This window comes from Staphylococcus sp. GDB20D11A, assembly GCF_016893255.1.
Lineage (GTDB): Bacteria > Bacillota > Bacilli > Staphylococcales > Staphylococcaceae > Staphylococcus > Staphylococcus aureus.
This window is the reverse complement of record NZ_JAFEPJ010000002.1, coordinates 120351-136670: the sequence shown is the minus strand read 5'-3', so window position 1 is coordinate 136670 and position 16320 is coordinate 120351. Positions and strand designations below refer to the sequence as shown.

The following is a 16320-nucleotide window of genomic DNA, read 5'->3' as shown; positions in this document are numbered from 1 at the left end:
ATGAACATAGACAAACAATTTTGGAAAACAATATATTATTGGATTAGGTACTTGAATTTTGATATTGTCAGTAGGGAAAAAGATGATCAAGAAATTTGGTTAGCCCATAAAAGAAAAAAACAAGTAGTCATTTTTAAACAACATATTAAGTCTACCCAAGAAATACGTTTTGACAAAGCAAAAGTGCTTGAACACAAAGATGAAATAGCAAATTTTATTTCTTTCGAACCACAAAGTTTTGAATTTTATTATTTTACAGAATCGGAATTTTCAGAAGAACAATTAAATGAAGTTTCGCCAATTAGAATTAAATTCAATGTTATAAGACACACAAAAGATTTGATAAAGCATATGCCGAATATATTTTTGGCTAGACTTATTTCAGAAGATAATGATAAAAAGACATATATGTTCTATAAACGCAAAGTATTAACCGATAACTTTTTAGATAAATATATGCAGAAATTTTCACCGGCAACATACACAATAATATTTGTAAATGTCTTAATATGGTTATGTATGATTTTATATTTAAATAATTTTTCGGATGTAAAATTATTAGATGTTGGCGGGTTAGTGCATTTTAATGTCGTACATGGTGAATGGTATCGAATTGTTACATCGATGTTTTTACATTTTAGTTTTGAACATATACTTATGAATATGCTTTCATTATTTATTTTTGGTAAAATAGTCGAAGCAATTATTGGTTCATGGAGGATGTTAACTGTATACTTTATTGCAGGGCTGTTTGGAAACTTTGTATCACTATCATTTAATACGACTACAATTTCAGTTGGGGCTAGTGGTGCTATATTTGGTCTGATTGGATCAATTTTTGCGATGATGTATGTTTCAAAAACATTTAACAAAAAAATGTTAGGACAGTTATTAATTGCATTAGTGATATTAGTTGGTGTTTCTCTGTTTATGTCAAATATAAATATTGTGGCGCATATTGGAGGATTCATTGGTGGTTTATTAATAACTTTAATTGGCTATTACTATAAGGTGAATCGTAATATTTTTTGGATTTTACTAATTGGTATGCTTGTTATATTTATTGCACTTCAAATTAGAATTTTTACAATTAAAGAAGATAATATTTATAATAAATTGATCAAAGATGATATGACTAGTGGTAATTATGATAATGCTCAAAATATTGTGAAGCAGACAATAAATAAAAATTATGCCGATGATCAAACATATTATTTAAGTGGTATGATTATGGCTACTATCAATTCTAAGTCTGAAGGTATGACAGAATGGGAGCGAGGACTTAGAATGTTTCCTAAATCAGGTTTATTAAATTTTGAGTTAGCGATAGCAAATCGTTCATTAAATGATGATGAAAAAGCATTAAAATATGTGCGTAAAGCATTAAATGCTGACCCTAAAAATACAGATTATATTAACTTAGAAAAAGAGTTGACTAAATCAAATGAGTCGAAAAATAAATAACTTTTATGATGTACAACAGTTATTGAAAAGTTACGGATTTCTAATATATTTTAAAAATCCAGAAGATATGTACGAAATGATTCAACAGGAGATTTCATCATTGTATCAATATGAACTGTTATCTAAGGAAGAATATTTGAAATGTACGTTGATAATTAATCAGAGAAGGAATGAACAGAAATGACAAAAATTATTTTAGCAGCTGATGTAGGCGGGACGACTTGTAAATTAGGTATTTTCACACCTGAATTAGAACAATTACATAAGTGGTCTATTCACACTGATACATCTGATAGTACAGGATATACACTTTTGAAAGGAATTTATGATTCGTTTGTTGAAAAAGTAAATGAAAATAATTATAATTTTTCAAATGTACTTGGCGTAGGTATTGGTGTACCAGGTCCTGTTGACTTTGAAAAAGGTACAGTCAATGGAGCAGTAAACTTATATTGGCCAGAAAAAGTTAATGTACGTGAGATTTTTGAACAATTCGTTGATTGTCCAGTGTATGTAGATAATGATGCTAACATAGCTGCTTTAGGGGAGAAACACAAAGGTGCTGGTGAAGGTGCCGATGATGTTGTTGCCATCACACTTGGTACTGGTCTAGGTGGAGGAATTATTTCAAATGGTGAAATCGTACATGGTCATAATGGCTCTGGCGCAGAAATAGGTCATTTTAGAGCAGACTTCGATCAACGATTTAAATGTAATTGTGGTCGTTCTGGATGTATTGAAACAGTTGCTTCAGCGACAGGCGTTGTTAACTTAGTTAACTTCTACTATCCGAAGTTGACGTTTAGATCTTCTATATTAGAATTGATTAAAGAAAATAAGGTTACAGCAAAAGCTGTTTTTGATGCGGCAAAAGCTGGTGACCAATTCTGTATTTTCATTACTGAAAAGGTTGCAAACTATATTGGATATTTATGTAGTATTATTAGTGTTACAAGTAATCCGAAATATATCGTTCTAGGTGGAGGAATGTCTACTGCAGGACCTATTTTAATTGAAAATATTAAAACAGAATATCATAATTTAACATTTACACCTGCTCAATTTGAAACTGAAATTGTACAAGCGAAATTAGGTAATGATGCAGGTATTACAGGAGCAGCAGGATTAATCAAGACCTATGTATTAGATAAAGAGGGGGTAAAATAATGGCTATTGTTGATGTGGTTGTTATTCCAGTTGGAACGGAAGGTCCGAGTGTTAGTAAATATATTGCAGATATTCAGAAAAAACTTCAAGAATATAAAGCAATGGGTAAAATTGATTTTCAATTAACACCAATGAATACTCTAATTGAAGGTGAATTAAGCGATGTATTAGAAGTTGTGCAAGTGATACATGAATTACCTTTTGATAAAGGTTTAAGTAGAGTTTGTACAAATATACGTATTGATGACCGACGAGACAAATCTAGAAAAATGAATGATAAACTAACATCAGTACAAAAACATTTAGAAAATAGTGGTGAAAACCTATGAGGATTTCAAGCTTAACTTTAGGCTTAGTTGATACTAATACGTATTTCATCGAAAATGACAAAGCTGTTATCCTGATTGACCCTTCAGGTGAAAGTGAAAAAATTATTAAAAAATTAAACCAAATAAATAAACCGTTAAAAGCTATTTTATTAACACATGCACACTTTGATCATATCGGAGCAGTCGATGATATAGTTGATCGATTCGATGTCCCGGTTTATATGCATGAAGCAGAGTTTGATTTTCTAAAAGACCCCGTTAAAAATGGGGCAGATAAATTTAAGCAATATGGATTGCCAATTATTACAAGTAAGGTAACTCCTGAAAAGTTAAACGAAGGTAGCACAGAAATAGAAGGATTTAAGTTTAATGTGTTACACACACCTGGACATTCACCAGGAAGTTTAACATATGTGTTCGATGAATTCGCAGTTGTTGGAGATACATTATTTAATAATGGAATCGGACGTACAGATTTATATAAAGGTGATTATGAAACGCTCGTTGATTCTATTCAAGATAAAATATTTGAATTAGAAGGCGATTTACCTTTATTCCCTGGACATGGTCCATATACGACGGTTGATGATGAACAATTAAATCCATTTTTACACGGTTAAATTGAAGTAATAAAAACACCTCCTACGTGATTATATGTAGGAGGTGTTTTTTTGAAGATTCTATTTCAAGAAATAATTAATAAAGCGATAGAAATGAAAGCGAGTGATGTACATTTTATTCCAGTTAAAAATGAAGTAAGTATTAAATTTAGAATTAATGATAACTTGGAGCAGTATGAACAAATTGGGAATAGCATTTATCAAAAGTTATTAGTTTATATGAAGTTTCAAGCTGGGCTTGATGTTTCTACACAGCAAGTCGCACAGAGCGGTCGATATAGTTACCATTTCAATAAAATATATTTTTTGAGAATATCAACTTTACCATTGTCACTTGGCCAAGAAAGTTGTGTAATCAGAATTGTACCTCAATTTTTTCAACAACAGAAATCAACTTATAAATTCAATGATTTTAAACACCTCATGAATAAGAAACAAGGATTACTATTGTTTAGTGGACCTACTGGTTCAGGAAAGAGTACATTAATGTATCAAATGGTCTCATACGCGAATAAAGCCTTGAATTTAAATGTAATTTCTATAGAAGATCCTGTAGAGATGCAAATTCCTGGTATTGTCCAAATTAATGTGAATGATAAAGCTGGCATTAACTATGTAAATTCGTTTAAAGCTATTTTAAGATGTGATCCTGATGTTATTTTAATAGGTGAAATCAGAGATAAAGATGTTGCCAAGTGTGTTATACAGGCTAGTTTAAGTGGTCACCTTGTTCTGACTACATTGCATGCAACTGATTGTAAAGGTGCTATTTTAAGGCTATTAGAAATGGGCATTTCTGTACAAGAATTGATACAGGCAACTAACTTAATTATAAACCAACGACTTGTAACTACTATTAAGCAACAGCGACAATTAGTATGTGAAATTCTATCTCAGCAACAACTCCGATATTTCTTTTCCCATAATCATTCATTACCATCATCATTTAAGAACTTAGAAGATAAACTTGATGATATGACAAAAGCAGGTGTCATTTGTGAAACTACAATGGATAAATACATTTAAACTACATTCTAAGAAGCGACAATTAAGTAAGGCCCAACAAATCGATTTACTTTCAAATTTATGTAATTTGTTGAAATATGGTTTCACTCTGTATCAAAGTTTTCAATTTTTAAATCTTCAAATGACATATAAAAATAAGCAATTAGGTACCACCATTCTAAGTGAAATTTCAAATGGTGCACCATGCAATCAGATATTATCACTGATAGGTTATAGCGATACTATCGTCATGCAAGTATATTTGGCAGAAAGATTTGGCAATATCATAGACGTTCTAGAAGAAACCGTAAATTATATGAAAGTGAATAGAAAGTCAGAACAACGATTGTTAAAGACACTGCAATACCCCTTAATACTAGTTTCTATTTTTATTGCTATGATTATTATATTAAACCTCACAGTAATTCCACAGTTTCAACAATTATATACTTCTATGAATATTCAACTATCTTCTTTTCAAAAAACATTGTCGTTTTTCATTACCAGCTTACCTACAATAATTGTAGTAATGCTCATAATAGTATCTATGTTGGCTATTATTATGAAGTTGATTTATAACAAATTAAATATGCTCAATAAGATAAACTTTGTGATGAAACTACCGCTAATATCAGGCTATTTCCAATTATTTAAAACTTATTTTGTAACTAATGAATTAGTGTTGTTTTATAAAAATGGTATTACGCTTCAATCAATAGTAGACGTTTATATTAACCATAGTAGTGATCCATTTAGACAGTTTCTAGGTAAATACTTATTAACTTATTCAGAAATGGGATATGGTTTACCTCAAATTTTAGAAAAACTAAAATGCTTTAAGCCTCAATTAATTAAGTTTGTGCTACAAGGTGAAAAGAGAGGGAAGCTTGAAGTAGAACTAAAGTTATATTCGCAAATATTAGTAAAACAAATAGAAGATAAAGCGATAAAACAGACTCAGTTTTTACAGCCTATTTTATTTTTGATTTTAGGTTTATTTATTGTCGCAATTTATTTAGTAATTATGTTACCAATGTTTCAAATGATGCAAAGTATAAAATAATGGAGGTTAATATATGTTTAAATTTCTTAAGAAAACTCAAGCGTTTACATTGATAGAGATGCTATTAGTGTTATTAATCATCAGTTTATTATTAATTTTAATCATTCCAAATATTGCTAAACAAACTGCTCACATACAATCAACAGGTTGTAATGCACAGGTAAAAATGGTTAATAGTCAAATTGAAGCGTATGCATTGAAACATAATAGAAATCCATCGTCTATTGAAGACTTAATTGCAGATGGTTTTATAAAAGAAGCACAAAAGACATGTAAATCAGGAGAGACAATAACAATTAGTAATGGAGAAGCAGTTGCAAATTAGAAAGCAGTCAGCATTTACTATGATTGAGATGCTTGTGGTAATGATGTTAATCAGTATATTTTTACTTTTGACAATGACATCTAAAGGATTAAGCAATCTTAGAGTAATAGATGATGAGGCAAATATCATTTCTCTTATTACTGAATTGAATTATATTAAGTCGCAAGCTATAGCAAATCAAGGATATATCAATGTTAGATTTTATGAAAACAGTGACACTATTAAAGTAATAGAGAATAATAAAATACGATTTCTAAAATTAAAAGTAGGCAAAATAATTAATGTTGCAAAAGTTGATATTATTGCCTTTGATAAAAAAGGGAATATCAATAAATTTGGTAGCATAACAATTGATAATAACAATTCAATTTATAGAATAATATTCCATATTGAAAAAGGAAGAATTCGTTATGAAAAGCTATAAGTGTAAAGGATCATTCTTAATAGATAGTATGGCTGGATTTTTGCTTATTGGATTGATTACATTAATATTGATACCAATGATGAATCAAATGCAAGCGAGTATAAACCATAAACTACAAACAATTGATGCTTCTAAAGTAATTTTGACGACTGTATCTAAAATTAATAAAGAAGAACTTAAGAAGGGGGTAACTATAGGGAAGTATGATATTAAGCAAAGTGACCAACAAATTTGTGCTATTTCAAAAAATACCACTTCTTATCAAAAGACATGTATACAGTATTAATGTCAAAGCTTTTTCGCTTATTGAAATGTTAGTAGCGATGATGGTTATAAGTATAATTTTACTAATTGTTCCAGACTTAATTAGACTTAGCAAAACTTTTCTAATTGAAAGTAGGGAATTAACAACTGTAGATTTCGAATTTTTCTCAAGAGATATTCTAGAGGATTTTAAAGGTGTAGATAGAAACGATATTGAAATTAGGCAACAGCGTATCATTTTACATAAAGGTGAAGAAATGATCGAATACAAATTAATAAATAACAAAATTATTAAAGTTGTAAATGACAGAGGAAATATAACAATGCTTAATAATGTTACAGCATTTACTGCAAATATCTACTATAAATCCATTATTAAAATAACGATAACAGTTAAAGTCGGTACAAATGTGCAGACTAAAACTATTTATGCATAACTTACTAGAATTTAAATGAGTACTATTAAAAAGGATGTGAAATAATTTATTAATTTTGATTTATATAAAGAAAAAGGATATGTTACGCCGTTCTTATTGATGCTAACAGCAATTTATTTTTCCATTTTCACTTTTTATATCAGTCAATATAGTTTAAAATTAAAGACATTATATAATATTGAAACTGACTATAACTATAAGATTGTTTTGTTATTGAAAGAAGGGAAAACGCATGAATCATGATAAATCACCAATAATTTTAATTGGTTTCATGGGTACCGGTAAATCTACGATTGGTAAATACGTTGCAGATGAGCAAAATTTATCATTTATTGATATAGATTCATATATCGAAGAAAAGTATAAGTTAACAATACCAGAAATATTTAGTAAACATGGTGAACAATATTTCAGGAATTTAGAGTTCACATGTTTGCAAGAATGTATTAACACTGCAGATATAATTGCTACTGGTGGTGGTATTATTGAAAGTGAAGAGGCATTTAATTTTTTGAAAAATCAAAAAAACATTATTTGGTTAGATTGTAATATTGATATTATATATAGTCGAATCAATGATGACCCACATCGACCTAATGCAAATAATAAGACAATCAAGCAGTTAAATGACTTGTATTGCTCGCGGATTTTAAGATATAATGAAATCGCATTCAAGAAATTCGATAGTCATTTGCTATCAATTTCAGAAATATATTATGAATTGCTAAATTTAATAAAAGCGAGTGATCAGTATTAGAGAGAATAGAGCGTTAAGACTCTATCGCCGAAGGTGCAAGTAATTATTACGAAACTCTCAGGCAAAAGGATAATACTGTAACGCGTTCCTGAATTGGTAATTTATAAACAGGGTAGCGATTGCTATCCTGTTTTTATAATTTTAAGGGGGTATTTCAATGTCAAGTGATTTAAAACAAACACCTTTATATCAAAATTATGTTGATAGAGGTGCAAAAATTGTGGAATTCGGAGGATGGGCGATGCCTGTTCAATTTTCAAGTATTAAAGAGGAGCATAATGCTGTTCGATACGAAATTGGCCTGTTTGATGTTAGTCATATGGGTGAAATTGAAGTGACAGGTAAAGATGCTAGTCAGTTTGTGCAATATTTATTATCAAATGATACTGATAATTTAACTACTTCAAAAGCATTATATACTGCTTTATGTAATGAAGAAGGCGGTATTATTGATGATTTAGTAATATATAAATTAGCTGACGACAATTATTTATTAGTTGTTAATGCTGCTAATACTGAAAAAGATTTTAATTGGATTTTAAAACACAAAGAGAAATTTGATGTTGAAGTACAAAATGTATCAAACCAATATGGTCAATTAGCAATACAAGGACCAAAAGCTAGAGATTTAATTAATCAATTAGTTGATGAAGATGTAACTGAAATGAAAATGTTTGAATTTAAACAGGATGTCAAATTATTTGGAGCTAACGTCATTTTATCTCAGTCAGGTTACACAGGTGAAGATGGGTTTGAAATTTATTGTAATATCGATGATACTGAAAAAATTTGGGATGGTTTATTAGAGTATAATGTTATGCCATGTGGGTTAGGCGCTCGTGATACATTAAGATTAGAGGCTGGATTGCCATTACATGGACAAGATTTAACTGAATCAATTACACCATATGAAGGTGGTATCGCTTTTGCAAGTAAACCATTAATTGATGCTGATTTTATTGGTAAATCTGTATTAAAAGATCAAAAAGAAAATGGTGCACCAAGAAGAACAGTGGGATTAGAATTACTTGAAAAAGGAATTGCAAGAACTGGTTATGAAGTTATGGATTTAGATGGAAATATTATTGGAGAAGTAACTTCAGGAACACAGTCTCCATCATCAGGAAAATCAATTGCACTTGCAATGATAAAAAGAGATGAGTTTGAAATGGGTAGAGAGTTGCTTGTTCAAGTTCGTAAGCGTCAATTAAAAGCGAAAATTGTTAAGAAAAATCAAATTGATAAATAATTAAAAAGGGGTGTGCATTGTGAGTCATCGTTATATACCTTTAACTGAAAAAGACAAGCAAGAAATGTTACAAACAATTGGTGCAAAATCTATAGGAGAATTATTCGGTGATGTACCAAGTGATATTTTATTAAATAGAGATTTAAATATTGCTGAAAGCGAAGCGGAAACAACGTTACTTAGAAGATTAAATCGCATTGCAAGCAAGAATATCACTAAAGAAACGCATACATCATTTTTGGGTGCTGGTGTTTATGATCATTACGCGCCATCAGTTGTGGATGCTATGATTTCAAGATCAGAATTTTACACAGCATATACGCCATATCAACCGGAAATTTCTCAAGGTGAATTACAAGCCATTTTTGAGTTCCAAACTTTAATTTGTGAATTAACAGATATGGATGTAGCAAATTCTTCTATGTATGATGGGATGACTAGCTTTGCTGAAGCATGTATTTTAGCATTTAGTCAAACAAAGAAAAATAAAATTGTAGTCTCAAAAGGTTTGCATTATCAAGCATTACAAGTACTTCATACTTATGCTAAGACGCGTAAGGAATTCGAAGTAGTGGAAATCGATTTAGATGGCACTGTTACAGATTTGAAAAAATTAGAAGCAGCAGTGGATGACGATACAGCAGCTGTTGCAGTTCAATATCCAAACTTCTACGGTTCAATTGAAGATCTTGAAAAGATTCATAGCTTTATTGAAGATAAAAAAGCATTATTTATCGTATATGCAAATCCATTAGCATTGGGATTACTTACACCTCCAGGTTCATTTGGTGCAGATATTGTTGTAGGTGATACTCAGCCATTTGGAATTCCTGCTCAATTCGGTGGGCCACATTGTGGATATTTTGCAACGACGAAAAAGTTAATGCGTAAAGTACCAGGTAGATTAGTCGGTCAAACACAAGATGATGAAGGTAATCGAGGCTTTGTATTAACATTACAAGCACGTGAACAACATATTCGACGCGATAAAGCGACATCTAATATTTGTTCTAACCAAGCATTAAATGCCCTAGCGTCATCAATTGCAATGTCAGCACTTGGTAAACAAGGTATCTATGATATTGCAGTTCAAAATATAGAACATGCTAACTATGCTAAACAACAATTTATTAAAAAAGGTTTTGAAGTATTAGATGGTACATCTTTCAATGAGTTTGTAGTCAAATTTGACAAACCAATTCAACAAGTTAACGAGGAATTAGTGAAGTACAATATTATCGGTGGTTTTGATTTAGGTGTTGTTTCAGACGACTTTAAAAATCACATGTTAATAGCTGTAACTGAATTAAGAACAAAAGATGAAATCGATACATTTGTAGAAAAGGCTGGTGAGTTAAATGACTAGTAAATCAAGTCCATTAATTTTTGAAAGATCTCGTGAAGGCAGATATGCATATTCATTACCAATAAGTGATATTAAAACAAATTCTGTTGAGTCATTGTTAGATGATAAATTTATTCGTAAAAACAAAGCGGAGTTTCCTGAAGTTGCTGAACTAGACTTAGTACGTCATTATACTGAACTTTCAAATAAAAATTTCGGTGTAGATAACGGATTTTATCCATTAGGTTCATGTACGATGAAGTATAACCCTAAAATTAATGAAAAGGTTGCTAGAATACCAGGATTCAGTGAATCACATCCATTACAAGATGAAGACCAAGTTCAAGGTTCATTAGAAATTATTTATAGTTTGCAAGAAGAATTAAAAGAAATTACTGGTATGGATGAGGTAACATTACAACCTGCTGCTGGTGCACATGGTGAATGGACTGCATTGATGATATTTAAAGCTTATCATGAGAATAATGGTGAAGGTCATCGTGATGAAGTCATTGTGCCAGATTCTGCGCATGGTACGAATCCAGCCTCAGCTTCATTTGCAGGATTTAAATCAGTTACTGTAAAATCAAACGAACGTGGCGAAGTTGATATTGATGACTTGAAACGTGTTGTAAATGAAAATACAGCAGCTATTATGTTAACTAATCCAAACACTTTAGGTATTTTCGAAAAAAATATTATGGAAATCCGTGAAATCGTCCATAATGCTGGTGGTCTATTATATTATGATGGTGCGAATTTAAACGCTATTATGGACAAAGTTCGCCCAGGAGATATGGGATTTGATGCTGTTCATTTAAACTTGCATAAAACCTTTACTGGTCCACATGGTGGCGGCGGTCCTGGTTCAGGTCCAGTCGGTGTAGTAAAAGAACTAGCAAGTTACTTACCAAAGCCAATGGTTATTAAAGATGGCGACAAATTTAAATATGATAATGATATTAAAAATTCTATCGGACGTGTAAAACCATTTTATGGTAACTTTGGTATTTACTTAAGAGCTTATACGTATATTCGAACTATGGGAGCAACTGGCCTTAAAGAGGTTTCCGAAGCAGCGGTTCTTAATGCGAATTATATTAAAGCACGTTTATCTGAACACTTTGAAATACCTTATAAACAATATTGTAAACACGAGTTTGTGTTAAGTGGTGTGCGTCAAAAAGAATTTGGTGTACGTACTTTAGACATGGCTAAGCGATTATTAGATTTCGGTGTACATCCACCAACAATCTACTTCCCGTTAAATGTTGAAGAAGGTATGATGATTGAACCGACTGAGACAGAGTCAAAAGAAACACTTGATTATTTCATCGATACATTAATTAGTATTGCTGAAGAAGCTAAAAATGATCCTGATAAAGTGTTAGAAGCACCACATACAACTGTGATTGATCGATTAGACGAAGCTACAGCTGCTCGTAAACCAATATTAAAGTTTGAAAATCTTAAACAGGAAAAATAAGATATTAAACACATATTCCGAGAATTATTATTCTAACTTTGTATGAAGATTTAAGGATAATGGTTTTAAAATCAATTAAAAAAGACAATTTCTATTTGAAAAAGAAAACTAAACCGAAGTAATAACTCTTAGGGTTTGGTATTATTCTTTCATAGAAATTGTCTTTTCACTTTTTAGACTGCGGTAATTGAATCGTATTGAAAATGAGTTGAACTTTCTTTATTATGCTGAAACTAAGTTTAATGATCTGTGAAGCTAGAGAAATATAGTAACAGACTTTGTTAAAAAATTAAAATCTGAGTATTGTTATTGATGATCAATTAACACTCAGATTTTATTAAATCGTATATTAAATTTACAAAACTATTTTTTAGACTTTATTTTTCCAGTCCATTTTTTATAGCCGCCTTTTAACATATAGATATCTGTATATCCATTCTTTTTCAAAATACGAGCGGCTCTATAGCTAGCAATCCCATTGGCATCACATAAGTATACCGGTTGGTCTTTTCTTAATCCTTGGAATCGTTGCCTGAACATTGTCATAGGAATATTGCGAGACCCATTAATGTGACCGTAGTCATAGTCAACTTTCTCTCTAACATCGATGACTTGAGCTTTTCTAATCCCATTATGGAATTCATTTTGATCTAATTCTTTAACAGCTCGCTTGTTAAGAATTTGTTGAACAATCATATAAGCAATAATTGCTATAACTAAAATTATTGCGATGTACAAACTAGCACTCATCTTGCATCCTCCCTAATTAAACGATAATATAATTATAAGACTGTTAGGTCAAATTATCAAAATATTTCACTAAAGAATTGCAATTATTATTCATTTAGTTAAATTGATTAATTAGCGAATCAAATATTATACATTTTGCTGATAGGAGTTCTTGAATATGACTGAAACTTGGAATTTTATTAATACAGGAAGTAAAGACCCATATTATAATATGGCAATGGATGAAGCGTTATTAAATTTTGTCTCTAGAGGTGAAATTGATCCAGTTATACGTTTTTACACATGGAATCCTGCAACATTATCAATAGGGTATTTCCAAAGGCTACAAAAAGAAATTGATATTGATAAGGTTAAAGAGAAAGGTTTTGGTCTCGTAAGGCGTCAAACTGGTGGCCGTGGGGTGCTTCATGATAAAGAGCTAACTTACAGTGTGATTGTGCCTGAATCGCATCCCAATATGCCTTCTACTGTTACAGAAGCGTACAGAGTGATTTCACAAGGATTATTAGAAGGATTTAAAAACTTAGGATTTGATACTTATTTTGCGGTACCTAAAACGCCTGAAGAGCGTCAAAAATTAAAACAACCTCGAAGTTCAGTGTGCTTTGATGCACCAAGTTGGTATGAGCTAGTTGTTGAAGGCCGTAAGATTGCTGGGAGTGCTCAAACGAGACAAAAGGGCGTAATCCTCCAACACGGTTCGATTTTACAAGATATTGATATTGACGAATTGTTTGATATGTTTATTTATAAAAATGAAAGATTAAAATTAAAAATGAAAGAGGCATTCGTTGAAAAAGCAGTTGCCATCAATGATATTTCAGATGAACACATTACTATTAGTCAAATGGAAAAAGCTTTCGAGAAAGGTTTTAAGAAAGGTTTAAATATAGAATTAAAGCCACTTGAATTAACAGAAGCTCAATTGGCAGAAGTGGAAGAATTAACTGAAAAATATCGTTCAGATGAATGGATGTTTAGAAAGTAGTTTTTAGAATAAAAAATGGAAGCACGTAGACTATTTTACCTACAAGTGCTTCCATTTTTTTATCTATTTTCTTCTTTGATTTCTTTTATACTTACGCATTGCTTTGCGATATTTGCGTTGGTCTTCAGTTAAGATGAAGAAATAATAAATCAGATAAATAATACCAGCTATTACAGCAAAGCTGACTAACATTCTGACGATTGAAAAAATAAAGGCATCTAGATTCATTACTAATCCAATCGCAGCAATAATAAGTACAAGGTAAAATATTATATTACGCATTAAAAGACTCCTATCATGATTTTGCATTTAAGTTTAATTTTGACAACGCTTGTTGTCCTTTTGTAAGTTGTTTTTTATCTTTATTTTGATAGCCATTTTTAATATCATCAAATGCATGATTCAAATCAGAGTTTAATTTATCGATATTTTTAGACGTTTTTTTATCATCATCACTAAGTGATAAACCATCGATAGCATCTTTGTATGAAGTGTGAGCACTTTGAATATCATTAGAAATTTGATTTAATTTCGATTGAACATTCTTATCGCCTTTGTTTTTACTTACATCTTTCTCAATATCGTTATAGGATTTCAAAGCTTTAGCAACTTTGTCGTAGTATGTTGATGAAACATTCATCAATTTAATTTTCGTATTATTAGATGCAGTTTTTTTACTGTTTTCTTTATCCTTTTCAAGCCCTTTAATTTTAGATTTAGAATCACTAATTTGTTGATTAAGTTCTTGAATATCTAGTTTGAGTTGATGATTATCTTCTCTTAAATCTGTTGTTTTTTCTTCTAATGGTGCTAAATTTTGTGATCCACATCCAGCTAACAATAATGTTGCGCCAACAATTGAAACCAATTTTTTCATTACTATCTCCCTAAAATCAATATCTATTATTTTTTATCCTTATTATGATATTATTTTAATGTATAAAGTTGAAATGCACAAACGTTTCACTAGGAGGTAATAAGATGAGCAGAATAACACAAGTGCATCGTATTTTAGAACAAAAACATTTAGATGCGATTATCATTCTTTCGGATTACAATAGAAGATATTTATCAGGTTTTACTGGTACCAGTGGAGCACTTATCATATCTAAAGATAAACAATATTTGATAACAGACTTTAGATATATTGATCAAGCAACTAAGCAGGCGCCAAATTATGAAATTATTAATCGTAAATCTACTATTATTGGTGAGATTAAAGAATTGCTACACCAAGAAAATTTTGAAAATGTAGGTTTTGAGGGGCATCATGTAAGTTATGATACATACCTTGAATTAAATAAAAGCCGTATATCATTAATAAGCATTTCTAATACTGTAGATAAAATTAGAGACGTCAAAGATGCTGACGAAATTGCTTTAATTCAAAAAGCAGCTAATATTGTTGATGAAACATATGAATATATTTTAACTGTTGTAAAAGCAGGTATGACTGAAAAAGAATTAAAGGCAATATTAGAAAGTAAAATGCTAGAATTAGGAGCAGATGGACCATCATTCGATACGATTGTAGCATCTGGTCATAGAGGTGCATTACCACATGGTGTTGCAAGTGATAAAATTATTGAAAAAGGCGACATGATTACATTAGATTTTGGCGCGTATTATAACGGCTATTGTTCAGATATTACTAGAACATTTGCTATTGGAGAACCAGATCCTAAACTGAAAGAAATATATCAAATAGTACTTGAATCTCAAATGAAAGCAATTAATGAGATTAGACCTGGCATGACTGGTGCAGAAGCTGATGCCATTTCAAGAAACTATTTAGAGTCAAAAGGGTATGGAAAAGAATTTGGACATTCACTAGGACATGGTATTGGTTTAGAAATCCATGAAGGGCCAATGCTGGCTCGTACGATACAAGATAAACTTCAAGTTAACAACTGTGTTACAGTAGAACCTGGTGTTTATATAGAAGGTTTGGGCGGTATAAGAATAGAAGATGATATTTTAATTACAGAAAATGGTTGTCAAGTCTTTACTAAATGCACAAAAGACCTTATAGTTTTAACATAAGCGTGTAAAATGAGGAGGAAACTGAAATGATTTCGGTTAATGATTTTAAAACAGGTTTAACAATTTCTGTTGATAACGCTATTTGGAAAGTTATAGACTTCCAACATGTAAAGCCTGGTAAAGGTTCAGCATTCGTTCGTTCAAAATTACGTAATTTAAGAACTGGTGCAATTCAAGAGAAAACGTTTAGAGCTGGTGAAAAAGTTGAACCAGCAATGATTGAAAATCGTCGCATGCAATATTTATATGCTGACGGAGATAATCATGTATTTATGGATAATGAAAGCTTTGAACAAACAGAACTTTCAAGTGATTACTTAAAAGAAGAATTGAATTACTTAAAAGAAGGTATGGAAGTACAAATTCAAACATACGAAGGTGAAACTATCGGTGTTGAATTACCTAAAACTGTTGAATTAACAGTAACTGAAACAGAACCTGGTATTAAAGGTGATACTGCAACTGGTGCTACTAAATCGGCAACTGTTGAAACTGGTTATACATTAAATGTACCTTTATTTGTAAACGAAGGTGACGTTTTAATTATCAACACTGGTGATGGAAGCTACATTTCAAGAGGATAATCTCTAATTTGTTAACAAAT

22 protein-coding genes and 1 riboswitch are annotated in these 16320 nt (G+C 30.9%); of the genes, 19 read left to right on the top strand and 3 right to left on the bottom strand.

Annotated elements, in window-relative coordinates:
- The 16 genes from JV528_RS01605 (at window position 1) to gcvPB (ending at window position 11935) form a co-directional block, all read left to right on the top strand.
- Window positions 1-1464, top strand: coding sequence for a rhomboid family protein (locus JV528_RS01605; protein WP_001017867.1), 1464 nt, complete (start codon window positions 1-3; stop codon window positions 1462-1464).
- Window positions 1445-1648, top strand: coding sequence for a YqgQ family protein (locus tag JV528_RS01600; RefSeq protein WP_000087561.1), 204 nt, complete (start codon window positions 1445-1447; stop codon window positions 1646-1648). Before JV528_RS01605 ends, JV528_RS01600 begins: the two co-directional genes overlap by 20 nt.
- Complete coding sequence (locus tag JV528_RS01595) at window positions 1645-2631, top strand: ROK family glucokinase (RefSeq protein ID WP_000161315.1); 987 nt, start codon at window positions 1645-1647, stop codon at window positions 2629-2631. The genes JV528_RS01600 and JV528_RS01595 overlap by 4 nt, the downstream gene beginning before the upstream one ends.
- Window positions 2631-2960 (top strand): MTH1187 family thiamine-binding protein, encoded by a 330-nt coding sequence (locus JV528_RS01590; protein ID WP_001018871.1) that lies wholly within the window; start codon window positions 2631-2633, stop codon window positions 2958-2960. Before JV528_RS01595 ends, JV528_RS01590 begins: the two co-directional genes overlap by 1 nt.
- On the top strand, window positions 2957-3580 hold the full coding sequence (locus JV528_RS01585) for an MBL fold metallo-hydrolase (RefSeq protein WP_001223008.1): 624 nt from the start codon (window positions 2957-2959) through the stop codon (window positions 3578-3580). The genes JV528_RS01590 and JV528_RS01585 overlap by 4 nt, the downstream gene beginning before the upstream one ends.
- 51 nt (window positions 3581-3631) lie before the next feature.
- On the top strand, window positions 3632-4606 hold the full coding sequence (gene comGA / locus JV528_RS01580) for a competence type IV pilus ATPase ComGA (RefSeq protein ID WP_000697220.1): 975 nt from the start codon (window positions 3632-3634) through the stop codon (window positions 4604-4606).
- Window positions 4578-5648, top strand: a complete 1071-nt coding sequence (gene comGB / locus JV528_RS01575) for a competence type IV pilus assembly protein ComGB (RefSeq protein WP_000776418.1) — start codon at window positions 4578-4580, stop codon at window positions 5646-5648. Before comGA ends, comGB begins: the two co-directional genes overlap by 29 nt.
- A 13-nt stretch (window positions 5649-5661) precedes the next feature.
- Complete coding sequence (comGC, locus tag JV528_RS01570) at window positions 5662-5973, top strand: competence type IV pilus major pilin ComGC (protein WP_000472256.1); 312 nt, start codon at window positions 5662-5664, stop codon at window positions 5971-5973.
- Window positions 5951-6397 carry a competence type IV pilus minor pilin ComGD gene (gene comGD / locus JV528_RS01565; RefSeq protein ID WP_001796473.1) on the top strand — a complete coding sequence of 149 codons (447 nt, stop codon included), beginning with the start codon at window positions 5951-5953 and terminating at the stop codon, window positions 6395-6397. The genes comGC and comGD overlap by 23 nt, the downstream gene beginning before the upstream one ends.
- The gene (locus tag JV528_RS01560) at window positions 6384-6683 is read left to right on the top strand and encodes a hypothetical protein (RefSeq protein WP_000844409.1); all 300 of its coding nucleotides are present in this window, start codon (window positions 6384-6386) and stop codon (window positions 6681-6683) included. Before comGD ends, JV528_RS01560 begins: the two co-directional genes overlap by 14 nt.
- A complete protein-coding gene (locus JV528_RS01555) occupies window positions 6601-7098 on the top strand; it encodes a competence type IV pilus minor pilin ComGF (RefSeq protein ID WP_078061106.1) in 498 nt (165 codons plus the stop codon). The genes JV528_RS01560 and JV528_RS01555 overlap by 83 nt, the downstream gene beginning before the upstream one ends.
- A gap of 96 nt (window positions 7099-7194) precedes the next feature.
- Window positions 7195-7341, top strand: a complete 147-nt coding sequence (locus JV528_RS01550) for a hypothetical protein (RefSeq protein ID WP_001789879.1) — start codon at window positions 7195-7197, stop codon at window positions 7339-7341.
- Window positions 7331-7855: a shikimate kinase gene (locus tag JV528_RS01545; RefSeq protein ID WP_001015120.1), complete on the top strand. Its 525-nt coding sequence runs from the start codon at window positions 7331-7333 to the stop codon at window positions 7853-7855. Before JV528_RS01550 ends, JV528_RS01545 begins: the two co-directional genes overlap by 11 nt.
- Window positions 7842-7938: riboswitch (glycine riboswitch) on the top strand. (Overlaps the previous gene by 14 nt.)
- Window positions 7939-8012: 74 nt before the next feature.
- A complete protein-coding gene (gcvT, locus tag JV528_RS01540; protein ID WP_000093343.1) occupies window positions 8013-9104 on the top strand; it encodes a glycine cleavage system aminomethyltransferase GcvT in 1092 nt (363 codons plus the stop codon).
- 19 nt (window positions 9105-9123) lie between these two features.
- Entirely contained in the window at window positions 9124-10470 is a 1347-nt protein-coding gene (gcvPA, locus tag JV528_RS01535; RefSeq protein WP_000019697.1) for an aminomethyl-transferring glycine dehydrogenase subunit GcvPA, read from the top strand.
- Window positions 10463-11935: an aminomethyl-transferring glycine dehydrogenase subunit GcvPB gene (gene gcvPB, locus JV528_RS01530; RefSeq protein ID WP_000202177.1), complete on the top strand. Its 1473-nt coding sequence runs from the start codon at window positions 10463-10465 to the stop codon at window positions 11933-11935. Before gcvPA ends, gcvPB begins: the two co-directional genes overlap by 8 nt.
- A 363-nt stretch (window positions 11936-12298) precedes the next feature.
- Here gcvPB and JV528_RS01525 read toward each other — a convergent pair whose 3' ends face one another.
- On the bottom strand, window positions 12299-12685 hold the full coding sequence (locus tag JV528_RS01525) for a rhodanese-like domain-containing protein (RefSeq protein WP_001276571.1): 387 nt from the start codon (window positions 12683-12685) through the stop codon (window positions 12299-12301).
- A 157-nt stretch (window positions 12686-12842) separates the two neighbouring features.
- Here JV528_RS01525 and JV528_RS01520 point away from each other — a divergent pair, with 157 nt between their 5' ends.
- A complete protein-coding gene (locus tag JV528_RS01520) occupies window positions 12843-13673 on the top strand; it encodes a lipoate--protein ligase family protein (protein ID WP_000141111.1) in 831 nt (276 codons plus the stop codon).
- Between the two features lie 63 nt (window positions 13674-13736).
- On the opposite strand, the gene JV528_RS01515 is transcribed toward JV528_RS01520, so the two are convergent.
- The gene (locus JV528_RS01515; protein WP_001244301.1) at window positions 13737-13955 is read right to left on the bottom strand and encodes an SA1362 family protein; all 219 of its coding nucleotides are present in this window, start codon (window positions 13953-13955) and stop codon (window positions 13737-13739) included.
- Between the two features lie 13 nt (window positions 13956-13968).
- Window positions 13969-14550, bottom strand: coding sequence for a hypothetical protein (locus JV528_RS01510; protein ID WP_000737682.1), 582 nt, complete (start codon window positions 14548-14550; stop codon window positions 13969-13971).
- 104 nt (window positions 14551-14654) lie between these two features.
- Here JV528_RS01510 and JV528_RS01505 point away from each other — a divergent pair, with 104 nt between their 5' ends.
- On the top strand, window positions 14655-15716 hold the full coding sequence (locus JV528_RS01505) for a M24 family metallopeptidase (RefSeq protein WP_000087107.1): 1062 nt from the start codon (window positions 14655-14657) through the stop codon (window positions 15714-15716).
- A 26-nt stretch (window positions 15717-15742) separates the two neighbouring features.
- A complete protein-coding gene (gene efp / locus JV528_RS01500) occupies window positions 15743-16300 on the top strand; it encodes an elongation factor P (protein ID WP_000626504.1) in 558 nt (185 codons plus the stop codon).
- Window positions 16301-16320 lie beyond the last annotated feature (20 nt).